The 16,762-nt window shown below is 61.9% G+C and carries 16 protein-coding genes; 8 read left to right on the top strand and 8 right to left on the bottom strand.

The annotated features are described in order from the left end of the window. The first annotated feature begins 207 nt into the window (after positions 1 to 207). Positions 208 to 1,371, top strand: a complete 1,164-nt coding sequence (gene nosP, locus PMI32_RS26215) for a nitric oxide-sensing protein NosP (protein WP_008024902.1) — start codon at positions 208 to 210, stop codon at positions 1,369 to 1,371. Further along, positions 1,301 to 3,934 carry a hybrid sensor histidine kinase/response regulator NahK/ErcS' gene (nahK, locus tag PMI32_RS26220; RefSeq protein WP_162130703.1) on the top strand — a complete coding sequence of 878 codons (2,634 nt, stop codon included), beginning with the start codon at positions 1,301 to 1,303 and terminating at the stop codon, positions 3,932 to 3,934. Before nosP ends, nahK begins: the two co-directional genes overlap by 71 nt. Positions 3,935 to 4,147: 213 nt before the next feature. Here nahK and PMI32_RS26225 read toward each other — a convergent pair whose 3' ends face one another. From PMI32_RS26225 to pedA1, 6 genes are all read right to left on the bottom strand, one after another. Beyond that, entirely contained in the window at positions 4,148 to 4,813 is a 666-nt protein-coding gene (locus tag PMI32_RS26225; protein ID WP_008024898.1) for a response regulator transcription factor, read from the bottom strand. A 56-nt stretch (positions 4,814 to 4,869) separates the two neighbouring features. Beyond that, positions 4,870 to 5,427 carry a PQQ-dependent catabolism-associated CXXCW motif protein gene (locus PMI32_RS26230; protein WP_008024896.1) on the bottom strand — a complete coding sequence of 186 codons (558 nt, stop codon included), beginning with the start codon at positions 5,425 to 5,427 and terminating at the stop codon, positions 4,870 to 4,872. A 269-nt stretch (positions 5,428 to 5,696) separates the two neighbouring features. After that, entirely contained in the window at positions 5,697 to 6,488 is a 792-nt protein-coding gene (gene pedC / locus PMI32_RS26235) for a lanthanide ABC transporter permease protein PedC (RefSeq protein WP_008024895.1), read from the bottom strand. After that, positions 6,485 to 7,216 carry a lanthanide ABC transporter ATP-binding protein PedB/LutE gene (gene pedB / locus PMI32_RS26240; RefSeq protein WP_008024893.1) on the bottom strand — a complete coding sequence of 244 codons (732 nt, stop codon included), beginning with the start codon at positions 7,214 to 7,216 and terminating at the stop codon, positions 6,485 to 6,487. The genes pedC and pedB overlap by 4 nt, the downstream gene beginning before the upstream one ends. After that, complete coding sequence (locus tag PMI32_RS26245; RefSeq protein ID WP_008024891.1) at positions 7,213 to 8,172, bottom strand: YVTN family beta-propeller repeat protein; 960 nt, start codon at positions 8,170 to 8,172, stop codon at positions 7,213 to 7,215. Before PMI32_RS26245 ends, pedB begins: the two co-directional genes overlap by 4 nt. A 29-nt stretch (positions 8,173 to 8,201) precedes the next feature. Then, positions 8,202 to 9,386: a lanthanide ABC transporter ABC transporter substrate-binding protein PedA1 gene (gene pedA1 / locus PMI32_RS26250; RefSeq protein WP_008024890.1), complete on the bottom strand. Its 1,185-nt coding sequence runs from the start codon at positions 9,384 to 9,386 to the stop codon at positions 8,202 to 8,204. 157 nt (positions 9,387 to 9,543) lie between these two features. Between pedA1 and PMI32_RS30860 the strand changes: the two genes are divergently transcribed. Genes PMI32_RS30860 through PMI32_RS26260 form a run of 3 tightly spaced genes read left to right on the top strand, consistent with a single transcriptional unit; the run spans position 9,544 to position 11,566 of the window. Then, positions 9,544 to 9,666, top strand: coding sequence for a hypothetical protein (locus PMI32_RS30860; protein ID WP_008024888.1), 123 nt, complete (start codon positions 9,544 to 9,546; stop codon positions 9,664 to 9,666). A gap of 2 nt (positions 9,667 to 9,668) precedes the next feature. Further along, positions 9,669 to 10,931 carry a HAMP domain-containing sensor histidine kinase gene (locus tag PMI32_RS26255; RefSeq protein WP_032828572.1) on the top strand — a complete coding sequence of 421 codons (1,263 nt, stop codon included), beginning with the start codon at positions 9,669 to 9,671 and terminating at the stop codon, positions 10,929 to 10,931. Then, the gene (locus PMI32_RS26260; protein WP_008024884.1) at positions 10,928 to 11,566 is read left to right on the top strand and encodes a response regulator; all 639 of its coding nucleotides are present in this window, start codon (positions 10,928 to 10,930) and stop codon (positions 11,564 to 11,566) included. The genes PMI32_RS26255 and PMI32_RS26260 overlap by 4 nt, the downstream gene beginning before the upstream one ends. Positions 11,567 to 11,720: 154 nt before the next feature. Here the strand turns inward: PMI32_RS26260 and PMI32_RS26265 are convergent, their stop codons facing one another. After that, positions 11,721 to 12,368, bottom strand: coding sequence for a pentapeptide repeat-containing protein (locus PMI32_RS26265; RefSeq protein WP_008024882.1), 648 nt, complete (start codon positions 12,366 to 12,368; stop codon positions 11,721 to 11,723). Positions 12,369 to 12,506: 138 nt separating this feature from the next. Further along, on the bottom strand, positions 12,507 to 14,399 hold the full coding sequence (gene exaA, locus PMI32_RS26270; RefSeq protein ID WP_008024881.1) for a quinoprotein ethanol dehydrogenase: 1,893 nt from the start codon (positions 14,397 to 14,399) through the stop codon (positions 12,507 to 12,509). A 254-nt stretch (positions 14,400 to 14,653) separates the two neighbouring features. On the opposite strand from exaA, the gene pedF reads away from it, so the two are divergent. From pedF to PMI32_RS26285, 3 genes are read left to right on the top strand one after another with little or no spacing between them, the layout of a single operon-like run. Then, complete coding sequence (gene pedF, locus PMI32_RS26275) at positions 14,654 to 15,115, top strand: cytochrome c-550 PedF (protein ID WP_008024878.1); 462 nt, start codon at positions 14,654 to 14,656, stop codon at positions 15,113 to 15,115. 3 nt (positions 15,116 to 15,118) lie between these two features. After that, positions 15,119 to 15,997 (top strand): substrate-binding periplasmic protein, encoded by an 879-nt coding sequence (locus tag PMI32_RS26280; RefSeq protein ID WP_008024876.1) that lies wholly within the window; start codon positions 15,119 to 15,121, stop codon positions 15,995 to 15,997. Continuing rightward, positions 15,994 to 16,755: a quinoprotein dehydrogenase-associated SoxYZ-like carrier gene (locus tag PMI32_RS26285; RefSeq protein ID WP_008024873.1), complete on the top strand. Its 762-nt coding sequence runs from the start codon at positions 15,994 to 15,996 to the stop codon at positions 16,753 to 16,755. The genes PMI32_RS26280 and PMI32_RS26285 overlap by 4 nt, the downstream gene beginning before the upstream one ends. Positions 16,756 to 16,762: the final 7 nt, after the last annotated feature.

Here is a 16,762-nt window from a genome sequence, read left to right as displayed (position 1 = left end):
GGCTTGCCGGCGATGACGGACTGTCAGTCACCATCATTGTTGCCTGACCCACCGCCATCGCCAGCAAGCCGGCTCCTACAGGTTTTGTGGTGTCTGCTGGAACTCTCATCCCATCGAAGCGCCTGACCGCTACCCAAGTAGCATACGTAGCCGACCGCTGCCTTCGTACACTCCAACCTCACACATGCGCACCTGCGGGAGGCGACGATGCAGCAGGTTCAGAGCGACGGGGTCGTCAGTGCGATGTCCCAGGCGACCGATGCCCAGCAGGTGGCCCAGGAGCTGGCGCGGCAGTTGCTGCATCCGCATTTGGGCTTTGTGCTGTTTTTCTGCTCCGCCGAGTACGACTTGCAGGCGCTGGGCCAGGCCTTGCAGCAGAGCTTCGGCGGTATCCGTCTGGTCGGTTGCACCAGCGCCGGTGAAATCACCCCGCTGGGTTACGGGCGCAACTGCGTGACGGCCGTGGGTTTCGACCATCGGCATTTTTCCATCGATGCCGAATTGATCGACGAGATGGAACGCTTCAGCCTGATCGACGCCCAGCAAATGGTCGAGCGTCTGGTCAGTGGTTGTCGCAGCAACACCCTGGCGCCGATCAAGGGCAACAGCTTCGCCCTGACCTTGCTCGATGGTTTGTCCAGCCGTGAAGAAATGGTGCTCGCGGCGTTGAGCGCTGCGTTGGGCGACATTCCGCATTTCGGTGGCTCGGCCGGCGACGACAATTACCTGACCCACACCCACGTTTACTTCGGCGGCGAGTTCCACAGCGGCGCGGCAGTGGTGGTGCTGGTCAACACCTGGCTCGACTTCGAAGTCTTCACCACCCACCACATCCTGCCGAGGGCGGAAAAACTGGTGGTCACTGGCGCCGACAGCGCCTCGCGCCGGGTCTTCGAACTGAATGCCGAACCCGCCGCCGAGGAGTACGCCCGGCACATCGGCGTGCCTGTGGCTGAACTCGATCATCGGATCTTCGCCGCCCACCCGCTGGCGGTGCGGATCAACGATCAGTATTACGTGCGGGCCATCCAGCAGGTGCACCCGGACTTGAGCCTGAGTTTCTACTGCGCCGTGGAAAACGGCATCGTCCTCACCGTCATGACTCCAGGGCCGATGCTGCCCAATCTGCAAACCCTGTTCGACGGTTTGCAGGAACGCCTCGGTGACCTGTTGTTGACCATCGGCTGCGACTGCTTTCTCAGGCGCCTGGAACTGGAAGACGGCGGCAATCTGGAGCAGATCGGCAGGTTTTTGCGCGACCAGCGGGTGATGGGTTTCAACACCTACGGAGAACAGTTCAATGGCATGCACATCAACCAGACCTTCACCGGGGTTGCCATTGCCCGAGGCCGCTCCCCTGGACATCGCTGAGCTTGCGGCTCAAGTCGCCAGCCTGCGGCACGAAAACCACAAATTGCAGCGCATCAATGCTGCGCTGATCGAACGGATCGAGTCCGGCATCACCCGCGGCAACGACCCGTACGCGGCGTTCCAGCATTCGGTGGTGCTGGCCGAACAGGTGCGTGAGCGCACCGATGCCTTGAACCAGGCCATGGCTGAACTGAAGTCAGGCAATCACTTGCTCAGCGAAGCGCGTCTGCGCGCGGAAACTGCGCATCAACACTTGATCGATGCCATCGAGAGCATTTCCGACGCCTTTGTATTGTTCGACGCGGAGCAGCGGATCGTGCTGTTCAACAGCCGCTTCAAGGCGTTCTGGGGTAACAGCCGGGTGCGAATCAACGCCGGCATGCGCCTGGCCGAGGTCAAGCGGCTGATGCTGTCCACCGGTCTGTTCACCGAAGAACCGCGTGGGCAGGCCGACGAGAACCTGCTGTTCCGCTTGCAGGACGGTCGCTGGCTGCAAGTCAGCGAACGGCCGACCCAGGAAGGCGGGCGGGTGATCCTGTTCACCGACATCACCGACGTCAAACTCAGTGAAACCGTGCGCCGCGAGCAGGCCGTGGCGCAGAAATCGCATTTGTTGCAACGGGCCGTGGACAACCTGTCCCAAGGCGTGGCGATGGTCAACGCCGAGGGCATTCTGGAGTTGTGGAACCGGCGCTTCCTTGAACTCAGCGGCCTGGCGCCAGTGGCCGCGCATCGACCGTTCGCCGAAGTGATCGCCGACAGCGAGTTGAACCTGCTGACCCCGGCCAGCCGCGACGGCAACGGGCGCCCGGTGCAGGAATGCGAGCAGCGACTGTACGATGGCCGGGTCCTGGAAATCCGCACGCATCCGTTGCCCACCGGCGGCTTCGTCAACACCTTTACCGACATCACCGAACGCTACCAGCACGCCGAAGCGCTGAGCGAAAGCGAGCGCTGGATTCGCCTGATCACTGACCACGTACCGGCGCTGATCGCCTACCTCAATGCCGATCTGGTCTACGAATTCACCAACAAGGTCTACGAAGAATGGTACTGCTGGCCACGTGGCGTGATGCTCGGGCAGAGCCTGCGCGAAGTGCACAGCGAGCAGCATTACCAGCGCCTGGAAGCCTACGTGGCGCGGGCGTTGGCCGGTGAGAGCGTGACGTTCGAGTTCGCCGAAACCAACATCAACAACCAGGAGCGCTACATGCTGCGCTCCTACGTGCCCAATCGGCTGGTAACCGGCGAAGTGGTGGGGATTTTCGTGTTGATCCGCGACATCACCGAGCGCCGCCGCACGGCAGAGGCGTTGCACCAGGCCTATCAGAACCTTGAACTGCGGGTGCGCGAACGTACGGCGGAACTGACGACCCTCAATGACCAGTTGCTGCGCGAGATCGACGAACGTCGGCGGGTTGAATCACGCCTGCGCGAGGCCAAGCTCGAAGCCGAGCAGGCCAACCTGTCGAAGACCAAGTTTCTTGCCGCCGTCAGCCATGACTTGCTGCAACCGCTGAATGCCGCGCGCCTGTTTACCAGCGCCTTGCTCGAACGCCGGGAGCCGCTGGCCAACGAGATTCTGGTGCGCAACGTCAGCAATTCCCTGGAAGACGTGGAGAATCTGCTCGGTACGCTGGTCGACATTTCCAAACTAGATGCCGGGGTGATCAAGGCCGACATCGCGCCGTTCGCCTTGAGCGAGTTGCTGGAAAACCTCGCCGCCGAGTACACCCAGGTCGCGCGCAGTGAAGGGCTTGAGCTGCATTTCATCGGGTGTTCGGCGCTGGTGCGCAGCGACATTCAGTTGCTTGCGCGGATCCTGCGCAACCTGTTGAGTAACGCGATTCGCTACACCTACAGCGGCCGCGTGGTGCTCGGTTGCCGGCGGCATCATCAGCGGCTGTCGATCGAGGTCTGGGACAGCGGCATGGGCATCGCCGAAAACCGTCTGGAAGAGATTTTCCAGGAGTTCAAACGCGGTGATGTGCAACGTCCGGATCAGGATCGCGGGTTGGGGCTGGGGCTGGCAATCGTCGAGAAAATTGCCGGGATTCTCGGGCACCGCATTCACGTGCGTTCGTGGCCGGGCAAGGGCTCGGTGTTTTCCGTCGAAGTGCCTTTGAGCGCGACGGCACCCAAGGCACTGCCGAGTCTGTTGATGAGTGAGCCGATGCTTGAGCGTCTGCGCGGTGCACGGGTATGGGTGCTGGATAACGATGCGGCGATTTGCGCCGGCATGCGCACCTTGCTCGAAGGGTGGGGTTGTCTGGTGGTGACGGCGCTGTCGGAGCAGGACCTTGCGCGGCAAGTGGACAATTATCACGCCGAGGCAGATTTGCTGATTGCCGATTACCACCTGGATGACGATCAGAACGGCGTGGATGCCGTGGCGCGGATCAACGCCCGGCGCGGCTCAGCCATTCCCGCGATGATGATCACCGCCAATTACAGCAATGAGCTCAAATTGCAGATTCGAGAGCTGGGGCACACCTTGATGCATAAGCCGGTGCGGCCGATGAAGCTGAAGACGGCGATGAGTCATTTGCTCGGCCGGCCTTGAGATATTTGTTGATGTTGAGGGCCTCATCGCCAGCAAGCCGGCTCCTACAGGGGATTACGTTGTTCCTGTAGGAGCCAGCTTGCTGGCGATTTGTTCGGCAGGCCCTGAAATTTGTGCGGGGGCTGATGGCCTCATCGCCGGCAAGCCGGCTCCTACAGGGGATTGTGTTGTTCCTGTAGGAGCCAGCTTGCTGGCGATGGGCGCGACGCGGTCTCAACGTCTTAGATAAGAGCCGAAATCAATATCCCCGGCGCTCAGGATCGCCTGCACCCGATTGTGCACGTTGAGTTTGCGCAAGATCGCCGAAACGTGGGCCTTGACCGTGGTTTCAGCGATTTCCAGGGTGTAGGCGATCTGTTTGTTCGACTCGCCTTTGGTCATGCGCTCCAGAACCAGCAACTGTTTGCGGGTCAGGGCCTGAAGCAGTTCCGGCGGGAAGCTCGGGGTGTCGTTCATCCGGCGGTGGGTGCCGCTTTTCTGCGTGCGGATGATGTCCGGCGGCAGGTAGACGTTGCCATTGAGAATCTGCTGGATCGCGTCGGTCATCTGCACCCGTGGCGAGGACTTGGTGATGAAACCTACTGCGCCATAGGTGATGGCTTGCAGCACGATCTGCTTGTCCTGTTCCGCCGAGACGATCACCACTGGAATGGTCGGTGCCTCGTTGCGCAGGTTGATCAGGCCATTGAGGCCGTGCATGCCGGGCATGTTCAGGTCGAGCAGGATCAGGTCCAGGTCGTCGTGGTCCTGAGTCAGCGCCAGGGCGCTGTCGAGGTCGGCGGTTTCCATGACCTCGCTGCCCGGGAATCCATCGCTGATGACGTTATGAATGGCTTCGCGAAACAGCGGGTGATCGTCGGCAATCAGAATTTTGTACATAGCCTTTCACCTCATTATTTTGATTATGGTGTGGCAACAACACGCACGCGTAAAGGTCAGGGAAAAGGTTCGGGCAGGGCGGGTGTCACGGGCAGGTTCGCCGCTTGCCAGGCATCCAGGCCATCGCGATACCAATACAGAGTCTTATAGCCCATGGCGGCGGCACGTTTGACCGCATTCCAGCTCAACCAGCAATCGGACCGGCAGTAAAAGACCAGCGGTTGCCGGGGATCGCCGGCGGTGAATTTTTGCAGATTGCGCGTGAAGTAATCCTGCCAGTCGGGTGTCAGGTCGCCATCGCCGGTGTTGGCCAGCCAGTGGCTGCCGGGCAGGTTTTCGTGGGGTTGGTCTTCGATGAAACGCCCTTGCAGCCATTGGCGGCGATAGACATCGATCAACACCGGGCGAGGCGTCTGGGTGAGCAGGGTTTGCAGGGCGGCGGTGTCGATGATGGTGGCCCCCTCGGCTTGATTCGGCGTGGGGCTGCGGTACAGGCCGATGCGGTAGCCATCAGCAGAGAACAGCGGTGTTTTGGCGTGTGCGACGCCCAGCAACAGGCTCAGCGATAACACAGCGAGGGAAGGGCGCAGCAGAACACGTCGGGCACGCGGCATGGGTTCAGTCCTTATAGTTATGAGCCCATTACATGCCAGTCGCGGTGCGTTGGGAATGCGACGATAGACAGGAAAACCAGTACTAAAGTAGTAATTTTGGTGTGATGGGCTGTAGGAGCCGGCTTGCCTGATGCACCGCGTTGCATTGATCGCCGGCAAGCCGGCTCCTACAGTTTGAGGTTGTCCGCGCGATAACGACAGGTCACATCCCGTGTAGGAGCCGGCTTGCCGGCGATGGCGGTGTGATTGGTACACCGCAATCCGTGGGATCAGCTGGATTTGCGCAGGGCGGCGTGTTGGGGGTTGAAGGTGAGTACCGCCAGTAGCGAAAACAGCAGTGTCAGGCCGATGCATACCGCCAATGCCAACGGGTTGAAGCGCTCGTACAAGGCAAACCGTACCAGTTCCACTGCATGCGTAAACGGATTCACGGCGCACAACCAATACAACCACTCGCTCGACTCGCGCATCTTCCACAGCGGGTACAGCGCCGACGACAGGAAAAACAGCGGGAAGATCACGAAATTCATCACCCCGGCGAAGTTCTCCAGTTGGCGGATCGCGTTCGACAGCAACAATCCCAGTGCACTGAGCATCAACGCCACCAGCAGCAACGCCGGCAAGGCGATCAACAGGCCCATGGCCGGCGGCTGCACGCCGTACACCCAGGCAATCGCCAGAAAGGCATACACCTGCAACAGCGAAATCAGCGACGTGGCCAACAGTTTGCTGCACAGCAGAAACGTGCGGGGCAAGGGACTGGTAAGCAGTACGCGCATGCTGCCCATCTCCCGGTCGTAGACCATCGACAGCGAACCTTGCATGCCGTTGAACAACAGGATCATGCAGGCCAGCCCCGGAATGATGTAGACCTCATACGGAATGTAGGTGTCGTAGGGCTCGATGATCGCGATGCCGAGTGCCGCGCGAAAACCGGCGGCGAACACCAGCAGCCACAGCAGCGGGCGCACCAGTGCACTGAGAAACCGCGTGCGCTGCAACACAAACCGCAGCCATTCACGCAGCACGATGCCGCTGAAACATTGCCAATAAGCATTCATCGCACGGCTCCCGAGGTGGTCAAGCGAGCGAAGGCCGAACCGAGGTCGCCGCCGTGTTCCAGGCTCAACGCATCGGCCTGGCCACTGGCGACTAAACGACCCTGATGGAGAATCAGCAAGTCATCGCTGGGCTGCACTTCATCCAGCAAGTGCGTGGTCCAGAGCACGCTGAGGCGGTGCTCGCGGCACAAGCTGCGGATGTGTTGATTGAGCGCCAGGCGACTGGCCGGATCGAGGCCGACACTGGCCTCGTCGAGCAGCAACAGGCGTGGCTCATGCAGCAGCGCGCGAGCGATTTCCACCCGGCGACGATGACCGCCATTCAGCTCGCGTACCCGCTCGCGACGGCGTTCGGTCAGGGACTGACGGGCCAGTTCGGCATCGACCCGAATCGCTGTTTCACGCCGCGACATTCCGTGCAGCGCGGCGTGATAACGCAGGTTCTGCTCGACGCTGAGGTCCAGGTCCAGCGTACTTTGCTGAAACACCACACCCAACTGCTTGAGCGCCGGGCGCGGCGCATTCCGCAACGAACAAGCACCGACACGGATATCACCGCGTTGCACATCGTACAGCCGGGTCAGCAAGGCAATCAGCGTCGATTTGCCGGCGCCGTTCGGCCCCAGCAGCGCCGCAAAACGACCGGGCTCCAGGCTGAAACTCACTTGGCGCAACGCCTCCCGCGCGCCGTAGGCGAAACTCAGGTCGCTGACTTCCAGTGCGTTCATGGCGTCACCACCACGCCCCACGGATAGCGCCCGACCTTCACCGATTTACTCACTTTGAGGCTGTCGATATCAATCACCGACACATCGCCGCTGACGCCATTGGTGGCCAGCAATTGCTTCTGATCCGGGGTGAATGCCATCTGCCACACGCGGCGGCCGACCAGCAGGTAATCGAGGATTTCGAAGGTTTTGGCATCGATCACCGCGACGTGGTTGGCCGGGCCCAGCGCGACGAAACCGTACTTGCCATCGGCGCTGAGTTTGATGCCCACCGGTTGCACCTTGTCCGGGTGCACGCCCTTGATCTGGAAGGTCAGGGTCTTGAGGACCTGCCGGGTGGCGGTGTCAAGAATGGTCACGGTGCCGCCGATTTCCGCTGAGGCCCACAACTGTTTGCCATCGGGCGCGAACTCGACGAAACGCGGGCGCTGATCCACCAGCGTGCTGTCGGCCAGGGTCTGGGTGCTGGTGTCGATCCAGTGCAGCATGTTAGTGGTTTCGCTGGTGTTCACCGCCCATTTGCCGTCCGGGCTGACGGCCATGCCTTCGGGCTCGACGCCGACGTTGATCTGGCTCAGCACCTTGGAGGTTTCGGTGTCGATCACCGTCACCAGCGCATCGTCCTCGTTGGAAACGTAGAGCCAGCGATTGTTCGGGTGCAGGGCGAATTGCTCGGGGTCCTTGCCCGAAGGCAGTTCCTTGATGATCTTGCGCGTGGCCACGTCCATCACCTGCACCCGGTCCGAATCGCTGGCGCAGATGTACAGCAGCTTGTTGTCGTGGGACAGCAACAGACCGCGCGGACGCTGGCCGACGGGCAGGGTGTCGGTGACTTGCAGGGTCTGCATGTCGATCAGGCTGAGGCTGTTGTCTTTTTCGTTGGAGACCCAGGCGGTGCTGGCCGCGGCGTGCCCGGCAGCGAGCAACAGGGCGCATGAAAGCAGGGTGCGGCGCATGGCGGATTCCTTATTGTTGTTGTGGAAGATCAGGGAAAGCGGCAGCTGACCTCGGGTTTGTCGTAACCGAGGCTGTCCATTTCGTTGAAGGGGTGCAGAAAGCCGTCCTGTGGCGAGGTGCTGACCAGCGCCCGCGGCTGCACGATGGGAATCGGCTGGCGCAACTGGCCGTTCCACGGGCGATAACTGAGCTTGCGACCCTTGAAGCCATCGAGCGGCAATTGGTCGCTGACTTCCAGGTTGCGGATCGCCATCGGATCGGTCTGACGCAGTTTGCTCACCGCGCTGGCGATGCTGCGCACGGCCATCCACGCGGCAAAGTCGCGGTCGTTCATCCAGCGCCCGGCCGTGGCTTCGAAGCGTTTCTGCAATTGGGCGGCGCCGTAGGTTTCCACGGTCTTGTGCCAGCCCACCGGGGTCAGGCCTTGAGTGCCGGCCACCGGACGCGGATACCAGGTCTGGTAGGGCACGTATTCGCCGAAGTCACCGCGTTCATCGGCCACCAGTACCACGTCGTACTCGGCGGTCTGGGTGAACAGCGGCATGTCGGCCTGGGCGCTGCGGCGTTGATCGTTATCGAAACTCCAGGCTTTTTCCGCCACCAGTTGCACGCCGAAGCGTTTCGCCGCGCGGCGCAGGGCGGCGGCATAGGCTTGATCGTCGGCGGTCGGGCCGACAATCAGCAGCGCCCGCTGCCATTTGCGTACCACCAGAAACTGCGCCAAGGCATCAGCGAGCATCGCCCGGCTTGGCAACGTGTGCAGCACGTTTGGCAGGCAATCGGTGGTGCGCAGGCTGTCATCCGGGCTGCCGGCGTTGATCAGCAAACTGTCGGGCAGGGCGGCGCTGAGTTGCCGCAGGCTGGCCACCGGCGCGTTCACCACAAACAGGCGCAGACCTTGTGCGTGTTGCGCCTTGGCCGCATCGAGCAAGGCCTGCGGGTTGTCGACGTTGGCGTTGGCCAGGCTGTAACTGTGATTGAGAAAGCGCCCGGTGCTGTTGCTGTCGGTGATCGCCAGTTCAGCGCCACGCAGGCCGGCATCGACAGGCTCGGGAATGATGTTCGACAGCAAGGGCCCCGGGTCGGGGAGATAACCCAGGTAACCGATCTGCACTTGCAGCGGTGCATCGGCCGCCTGACTTTGCGTCGCCAGCCCGGCGGCGCAGGCAATCGCCAACAGGTAGATCAGGGCGTAAGGGGCAAGCTGGCGCATAAGGCACTCCATCACGGGTAGCGCCAGCATAGGAAGCCTGAGGACGGGATGAAATATGCAGAAAGTACCAGTGAGGCAGTACCAAGGTAGTAACTCGCCGAGGGCGGCGCGGTTTTAGCATGGGCAACAACGGCCATCACTCTGAAGGAGATCGACCATGCGTATTCTCAAGGCGCTGCTCCTGCCGTTGTTGCTGATTCTGAGTCTGATCGGCGTCGACAAGCTCCACGGCCCGCGCCCCGCGTCGCTGCTGGTGATGCCTGCGACACCGGGGCGCTAGGCGTGTCAGCCCTGTGGCGGATCAATCTGTGGGTCTGCGGATTTTTCGCGCTGGTCACTTTGGCGTGCATGGGCTTGCTGGTGCACCAGGCGCTGGCGGATGTGGAGCGAGAGCTGCAATCCGCCGAGGCGGTGGTCGAGTACTTGAGCGAAACCGCCGCGCGCGATCCCGCCAGCCTGCAACCACGGTTGACGCAAAGTCTGCGTCACGTGCGGGTGCGCTGGCTCGAACCGGGCGAAGCGGCACAACCGCCAATGCAGGACGGGCTTGACGCCTGGCTCGGGCGATTGTTGTTTGCCGAGGCCCGCCACAGCGTGCGGGAGCTGGATCTACAGGATGGCCGGCGTGTGCTGATTGCGGTCGACCCACGGGATGAAATCGATGAAGTCTGGGATTCCCTCCAGCAATTACTGAGCCTGTGTGGCCTGGCGTTGTTGTTGAGTTTGTTGACCATTCGCTGGGCCGTGCGCCGGGGCATGGGCCTGCTCGATGAGTTGCTGCGCGCATTGCGGCAGGTTTCCGGCGGCCAGCTCAAGGTGCGACTGCGCGCGCAAGGGCTGCCGGAAGCGCGGCAACTGGCGGTGCACTTCAATCGCATGACCGACGCACTGGAACAGGCGCGCGCCGACAACACGCAACTGACCCAGACCTTGCTGGCGGTGCAGGAACAGGAACGCACTCATCTGGCGCAGACCCTGCACGACGACCTCGGTCAATACCTGGCGGGGATTCGCGCGCAGGCCTGTCTGTTGCGCCTGGTCGCCGACCAACCGGACACCGTGGAGCGCACGGTGCGTGAGCTGGAACACAACTGCGAGCACCTGCAACAAGGATTCAGAGCGCTGGTGCACGACCTCTATCCGGTGGTGTTGCAACACCTGCCGTTGGCCGAGGCTTTCGCGTTGTTGGTGGCACAGTGGCAAGGCCGACAGGGTGTCGATTGTCAGTTGCGCGTCAGCGCTTCGTTGCCGCCATTGTCTGCGCCGGCCAAAACCCATCTCTACCGCCTGTTGCAGGAAGCCTTGACCAACGTCGCTCGCCACGCCGATGCAAGCCAGGTGCGGGTTCGCCTGCAACACTGCGGCGGCCACTTGCGCTTATTGATTCGTGACAACGGATGCGGCGCCCGCCAGCCACAGCGGCCGGGTGTCGGTTTGTATTCGATGTTCGAGCGCGCCCGCAGTCTGGGCGGAGAGTTACGCATCATCAGCCACCCCGGCGCCGGTTGGGCGCTGGCCTTGAGCATGCCTTTGGAGGCGTCATGAATATTCTGCTGGTGGATGACCATGCGGTGGTCCGTCAGGGCTACGCGAGTTTGTTGCGCGCGTTGCTGCCGGCGATGGAAGTGCGTGAAGCCGCGACGGGTGAAGAAGCGCTGATCAGGGTTCAGGAGGCCGTGCCGAATCTGGTAATCATGGATTTCGGCCTGCCGGGGATCAGCGGGCTGGAAACCACGCGCCGGTTGCGACAGCGTCTGCCACAACTGCGCGTGCTGTTTTTCAGCATGCACGATGAGCTGCCGCTGGTGCGCCAGGCACTGGAGGCGGGCGCTTCGGGTTACCTGACCAAAAGCTCGGCGCCCGAAGTGCTGATCGAGGCGGTGCGGCGGATTCTCGCGGGCCACGCCTACATCGAACAGCCCCTGGCCACTCAACTGGCGTGTCACCCGCAACAGGACGCCAGCGACCCGCGTTTGCAGAGCATGACCCAGCGCGAACTGGAGGTTTTCGTGATGCTCGCCAAAGGCACCCCGGCCCGTGTGATTGCCGAACAGCTGAGCATCAGCAGCAAGACCGTCTCCAATCACCTGACGTTGCTCAAGAGCAAATTGCAGGTGAGCTCCCATGCCGAGCTGGTGCATCTGGGGATTGATATGGGGGTGGTGCGAAAGGCGGGATGACGCGCCCGTGCGGCTAGCACAAATCCCCCTGTAGGAGCGAGCCTGCTCGCGATGGTCGTCAACGATTACGCGGGTAGTCAGATGCCCCGCGGTGGTCTCAGGTTTATCGCGAGCAGGCTCGCTCCTACAGGGGGGGCGCGGTGTTGGTTTGAGGTTATTTGTTCCACGTCGTCGGGCAACCTGTGCAGCCCTCCATATTCGCATCCTGGAAATTCGCATAATGCTGGCGCGAGCCGCTGAGGTTTGCCTGTTCCAGATTGCTTTCACCGAACTTGGCTTCCTGCAGATTGGCATCGCTGAGATTCGCGCCTTTGAGGTCGGCTTTGCTCAGCCAGGTCATTTCCAGGTCGGCCGCCCGCAGGTTGGCGTTGTGCAGTTTGGCGCCGGAGAGGCGGGCGAATTGCAGGTAGGCGCCGCTGAGGTTGGCGTCTTGAAACTGCGCACCCTGGGCAAACAAGCCCCAGCCCTGGACCGCCATCAACTTAGCACCGCTGAAGTCGGCCAGGCGCAGGTTGCTTTGTTGCAGGCTGGCGCGGGTCAGGTTGGCGCCTTGCAGTTGGGCTTTTTCCAGGTTGGCGAGGTCGAGGCGGGCGTGACGCAAGTCGGCGTCGCGCAGGTCGGCGCCGCTGAGGTTCATGTTGCGCAGGTCCTGATTGCTCAGGTTGGCGCCTTTGAGGTTGGCACCGGGGCACTGGCTGTGTTCGGCGAGGGTGCAGCCGTTGATGATCAACGGGGCGTCGTCGCCGTCATCCGCGAAAACCGGAAGCGCGGCGAGCAATAGCATTAGAGGCAGGTATTTCATGGCAAGGTCTCTGGCTTCCCTTGTGGGAGCGAGCCTGCTCGCGATGGTCGTCAACGATGACGCGGGGTGTCTGGTGCCCCGCGGCGGTCTCAGGTTAATCGCGAGCAGGCTCGCTCCCACAGAGGTGGGTGGGGAGAATTACTTCTGCGCGGTCTGGTTATCCCAGCTCGGAATCTTGAACACCCAGAACGACCCGCCCTGAGCCACCGGTTTGGTCAGCTCGGCCATGTCGCCGCCCCACAACGGCACCGCACCGCCATAGCCGACGGTCACGCCGATGTACTGCTCGCCGTCCTGTTCCCAGGTGATCGGCGGCGAGACGATGCCGCTGCCGGTCTGGAACTTCCACAGCTCTTTGCCGGTTTTTGCGTCGAAGGCCTTGAAGAAACCGTCACCGGTGCCGGTGAACACCAGGTTGCCCTTGGTCGCCAGCACGCCGGCCCACAACGGCAAGTGTTCCTTGTGCTCCCACACCACTTTGCCCGTGGTCGGGTTCATCGCCCGCAAGGTGCCGACGTGATCGTCGTACATGCGCTTGATGCGGAAACCCATGCCCAGGTAGGCCGAACCTTTCTTGTAGTTGACCTCTTCGGTCCAGTATTCCTCTTTCCATTGGTTGCCCGGAATGTAGAACAGGCCGGTGTCCTGGCTGTAGGCCATCGGGTTCCAGTTCTTGCCACCGAGGAACGGCGGCGAAACTTCCACCGGTTTGCCTTTGGTTTCGCCCGGCAGCGGCTTGGCCGGACGCTGGCCTTCATTCTCGACTGGCCGCCCGGTCTTCAGGTCGATGTGGCTGGCCCAGGTGATGTTGTCGACGAAGGGGAAGGCGTTCTGCAATTTGCCGTTGTTGCGGTCGACCACGTAGAAGAAACCGTTGCGGTCCGCATGGCCGGTGGCCTTGACCGTTTTGCCGTCCTTGTCCTTGTAGTCGAACAGCACCAGCTCGTTGTTGCCGGAGAAATCCCAGGCATCGTTCGGGGTGTGTTGGTAGAACCATTTCACCTCGCCCGTGCTCGGATCGACGCCGACCTGGCCCGAGGTGTAGAGGCTGTCGTAATCGTGCGGGTTGCCGTCCTTGGAGGTGCGCGCCCAGGTGTTCCACGGGCCAGGGTTGCCGGCGCCGACGATGATCGTATTGGTCTCCGCATCGAAACTGGCGCTCTGCCAAGGGGCGCCGCCGCCGTGGCTCCAGGCTTCGACCTTGCCGGTTTCAGTGGTTGGATCGTTCGGCCAGGACGGCGCCTTGACGTCGCCGGTCGGCGTACTGTCCTTGCCGTTCAAGCGGCCCATGTGGCCTTCGACGAAAGGTCGCATCCACACTTCTTCGCCAGTGTCCGGGTCGCGCGCATAGAGTTGCCCGACCACACCGAACTCATCACCGGAACTGCCATGGATCAACAGCACCTTGCCGCTGATCTTGTCTTTGATCAGCACCGGGGCGCCGGTCATGGTGTAACCGGCGGCGTGGTCGCCGAATTTTTTGTTCCAGACCACTTTGCCGGTGTTCTTGTCCAGCGCGATCAGTCGCGCGTCGAGGGTGCCGAAGTAGATTTTGTCGCCATAAATCGCCGCGCCACGGTTGACCACATCGCAGCACGGACGAATGTTGTCCGGCAGGCGATGGTTGTAGGTCCACAGGCGCTTGCCGGTCTTGGCGTCGAGGGCAAATACCCGTGAGTACGAACCGGTGACGTACACCACGCCGTCACTGACGATGGCTTGCGATTCCTGGCCGCGCTGCTTCTCGTCGCCGAAGGAGTAGGACCAGGCCGGTGTCAGCTTGAACACGTTCTTGTCATTGACCTGGGCCAAAGGGCTCCAGCGCTGGGCGTTGGTGCCCATGCCGTATTGCAGAACGTCCTTGGTGGTCAGGTGATCGTTGGCAATGTCTTCCCAGCTCACGTTGTGCGTCGGTGTGGCAGGCGCGGTTGCAGCTTGGCTGGCAGCGCTCAGGGGCAGGCTGCTCACCAGCAAAAAGGCGTGCACGGCGAGGGTCAAAGGGGAAAGGGCGGGTATCGATCTTATTGTCATGGTTGCAGTTCCCAGTGGAGGTTTTGGCCTGCACAGGGTGGTGCGTCCGACGGGGTGGCGAATACGGAAAAAGTCCCGCTGTTGCCGGGAAGATTTCCCAGGCGGCACCTGATTTGGGTGTGCGTCGCAAGCCCTACTACCAAGGTACTGGGTGGCGGCCACCAAAGCAGCATGGGGCTTGCGCGAAGCGCTTCCTAAGATGGCTGCCATAGCCTCTGTAAAGAGGTTTTGCGTGCAATCCTGAGGGCATAACAATGACAACAAAACGCAACGCCTTGCTCGTTGCCGGCCTGCTGGCCGGCTTCATCAGTGCAGGTTCGGTCTGGGCTCACGGCAATGTCGTGCCACAAGCCGTCGAAACCCAGGGACTGACCCCGATCAAGGACGCCGGCGTGCAACTCGATGGCGATGGATGGGCGGCGGTGAACCCTTACCGCACTTCCCCGGAACACGATAAGGCCGTCGAGATCGGTTCATCGGCCTACAACCAGAACTGCGCGGCCTGTCATGGTCTGGAAGCGAAGTCCGGCGGCATCGCGCCTGATTTGCGCATGCTCGATGTCGGCGAGGCCGGTGATGAATGGTTCGTCGAACGGGTGCGCCATGGCGCGGTGCGTGACGGCCGGGTGTACATGCCGAAAATGGCGGATTACCTGAGCCAGGAAGCCCTGTGGGCGGTGCGCACTTACCTGGACAGCGTCCGCGTCGAGGAGTAATGCATGCGCCTGCTCGCGGTGTTGATCAGCGCTGTGTTGCTGTGCTGCCAGACGGTGCAGGCGCAGGTCCGCAGCTATGACGAAATGATCGCCGCCGGGGAGCTGAAGGTGGCGGTCTACAAAGACTTCGCCCCCTACAGTTTCGACAACGCCGGCCAACCCCGTGGCGTCGATGTCGACCTCGCCGAGGCGCTGGCCAAAGCGCTTGGTGTGCGCCTGACGCTGATCTGGGCGCCCGCCGGCGAGAAGCTCGACGACGACCTGCGCGACTACATCTGGCGCGCCAGTCCGTTGCACGATCTGCAACTGGCCGACCTGATGATGCGCGTGCCCTATGACCAGGATTACGCACGCAAGCGCAACGAACTGGGTGAGCTGGAAAACAGCCATGTGGTGATGTTCGGTCCGTATCAGAACGAACAATGGCAAGTCGCCTATGACCGTCGTCGACTGGAATCGGTGGCCAGCGTCGCCGTGTTCGAGCATCACCCGATCGGCGTCGAGGTCGACAGTGTGCCGTCGTTCTACCTGACCTCGGTGTTCAACGGCATGCTCGCCGGCAAAACCCATCACTACCCCGGCGTGCCTCAGGCATTCGCGGCGATGAAGGCGGGCGAAGTCGACGCGGTCATGGCCATGCGCGGCGAGATCGACTGGCAGGTTCATGAAGCCGCCGACCCGCAAGTGGCGCTGGCGGAAAACGCCTACCCGAACATGGGCAAGCAACTCTGGGAAATCGGCATGGCCGTGCACGAGAGCAACCGGCAACTGGCCTATGCCGTGGAAGAGGCGCTGGAAGCCTTGATCCGCGAGGGTTCGGTGAAAGCCATTTATGCCCGTTATGGCCTGCGCTATGACGTCCCGGAGATGTATCAACAGTGAACTGGCGCGCGTGTTGTCTGTTGGCCTGTTGGCTACCCTTGGCCGCGCACGCGGCAGACATCGCGCCGGGCAAAGACCCGGTGCCGTCGGTGATGTGGGCCTTCTATCACAAGCAGATGCTCGGCGACGCGCCGTTCGTGTTTGATGAGCGGGTCAGGCTGCTGGCGCCGCCGTTCGCCGAAGACGCCCGGCAAGTGCCACTGGAAATCGACGCCCGAGCGTTCAAGGGCGAGGTGGTGAAAATCCTCGCCTGGGCCGAGCTCAATCCTTTGCCGAAAATTGTCGATTTCCAGCCGCTGGATCGGGTGTTGCCCTGGCTGTCGATCCGTATTCGTGTCGAGCAAGCCACGCCGCTGCGCGCGGCCGTCCTGACTCGCGACGGTGTGTGGCATGTCGGTTCGACCCTGATCGATGCGGCGGGCGGCGGATGCACGGCGCCGAGCGTGGTGCGCACCCAGCCGGGTTGGGAAGAGCACATCGGCGAAGTGCTTGGCGGACGTTATCCCCGTGGCGAGTTCAGCCGCTTGCGTTTGCAGGTGGCGCACCCGATGGATAACGGCATGGTCGGCGGTATCCCGGAATTCTTCATCAACCATGCCGAGCTGCGGGATCAGAACGATCAATTACTGGCCCGCCTCGAACTGTTTCCCGCCGTCAGCGAAAACCCCAACCTGGCCTTCGACATCGAAGGGGCAGGGCAGACGCGCCTGTTGCTGCGCGACAACAGCGGCAACGAATTTGATGCGGCCATACCCTGACTCAAAG

Source organism: Pseudomonas sp. GM60, assembly GCF_000282415.1.
GTDB lineage: Bacteria > Pseudomonadota > Gammaproteobacteria > Pseudomonadales > Pseudomonadaceae > Aquipseudomonas > Aquipseudomonas migulae.
This window is presented reverse-complemented; position numbering and strand designations above follow the sequence as displayed.

What these genes read in the sequence shown, in the direction of transcription:
- nosP (WP_008024902.1), top strand. Translation starts at nt 208, where the DNA reads ATGCAGCAGGTTCAGAGCGACGGGGTCGTCAGTGCGATGTCCCAGGCG.
- nahK (WP_162130703.1), top strand. Translation starts at nt 1,301, where the DNA reads ATGGCATGCACATCAACCAGACCTTCACCGGGGTTGCCATTGCCCGAG.
- PMI32_RS26225 (WP_008024898.1), bottom strand. Translation starts at nt 4,813, where the DNA reads ATGTACAAAATTCTGATTGCCGACGATCACCCGCTGTTTCGCGAAGCC.
- PMI32_RS26230 (WP_008024896.1), bottom strand. Translation starts at nt 5,427, where the DNA reads ATGCCGCGTGCCCGACGTGTTCTGCTGCGCCCTTCCCTCGCTGTGTTA.
- pedC (WP_008024895.1), bottom strand. Translation starts at nt 6,488, where the DNA reads ATGAATGCTTATTGGCAATGTTTCAGCGGCATCGTGCTGCGTGAATGG.
- pedB (WP_008024893.1), bottom strand. Translation starts at nt 7,216, where the DNA reads ATGAACGCACTGGAAGTCAGCGACCTGAGTTTCGCCTACGGCGCGCGG.
- PMI32_RS26245 (WP_008024891.1), bottom strand. Translation starts at nt 8,172, where the DNA reads ATGCGCCGCACCCTGCTTTCATGCGCCCTGTTGCTCGCTGCCGGGCAC.
- pedA1 (WP_008024890.1), bottom strand. Translation starts at nt 9,386, where the DNA reads ATGCGCCAGCTTGCCCCTTACGCCCTGATCTACCTGTTGGCGATTGCC.
- PMI32_RS30860 (WP_008024888.1), top strand. Translation starts at nt 9,544, where the DNA reads ATGCGTATTCTCAAGGCGCTGCTCCTGCCGTTGTTGCTGATTCTGAGT.
- PMI32_RS26260 (WP_008024884.1), top strand. Translation starts at nt 10,928, where the DNA reads ATGAATATTCTGCTGGTGGATGACCATGCGGTGGTCCGTCAGGGCTAC.
- PMI32_RS26265 (WP_008024882.1), bottom strand. Translation starts at nt 12,368, where the DNA reads ATGAAATACCTGCCTCTAATGCTATTGCTCGCCGCGCTTCCGGTTTTC.
- exaA (WP_008024881.1), bottom strand. Translation starts at nt 14,399, where the DNA reads ATGACAATAAGATCGATACCCGCCCTTTCCCCTTTGACCCTCGCCGTG.
- pedF (WP_008024878.1), top strand. Translation starts at nt 14,654, where the DNA reads ATGACAACAAAACGCAACGCCTTGCTCGTTGCCGGCCTGCTGGCCGGC.
- PMI32_RS26280 (WP_008024876.1), top strand. Translation starts at nt 15,119, where the DNA reads ATGCGCCTGCTCGCGGTGTTGATCAGCGCTGTGTTGCTGTGCTGCCAG.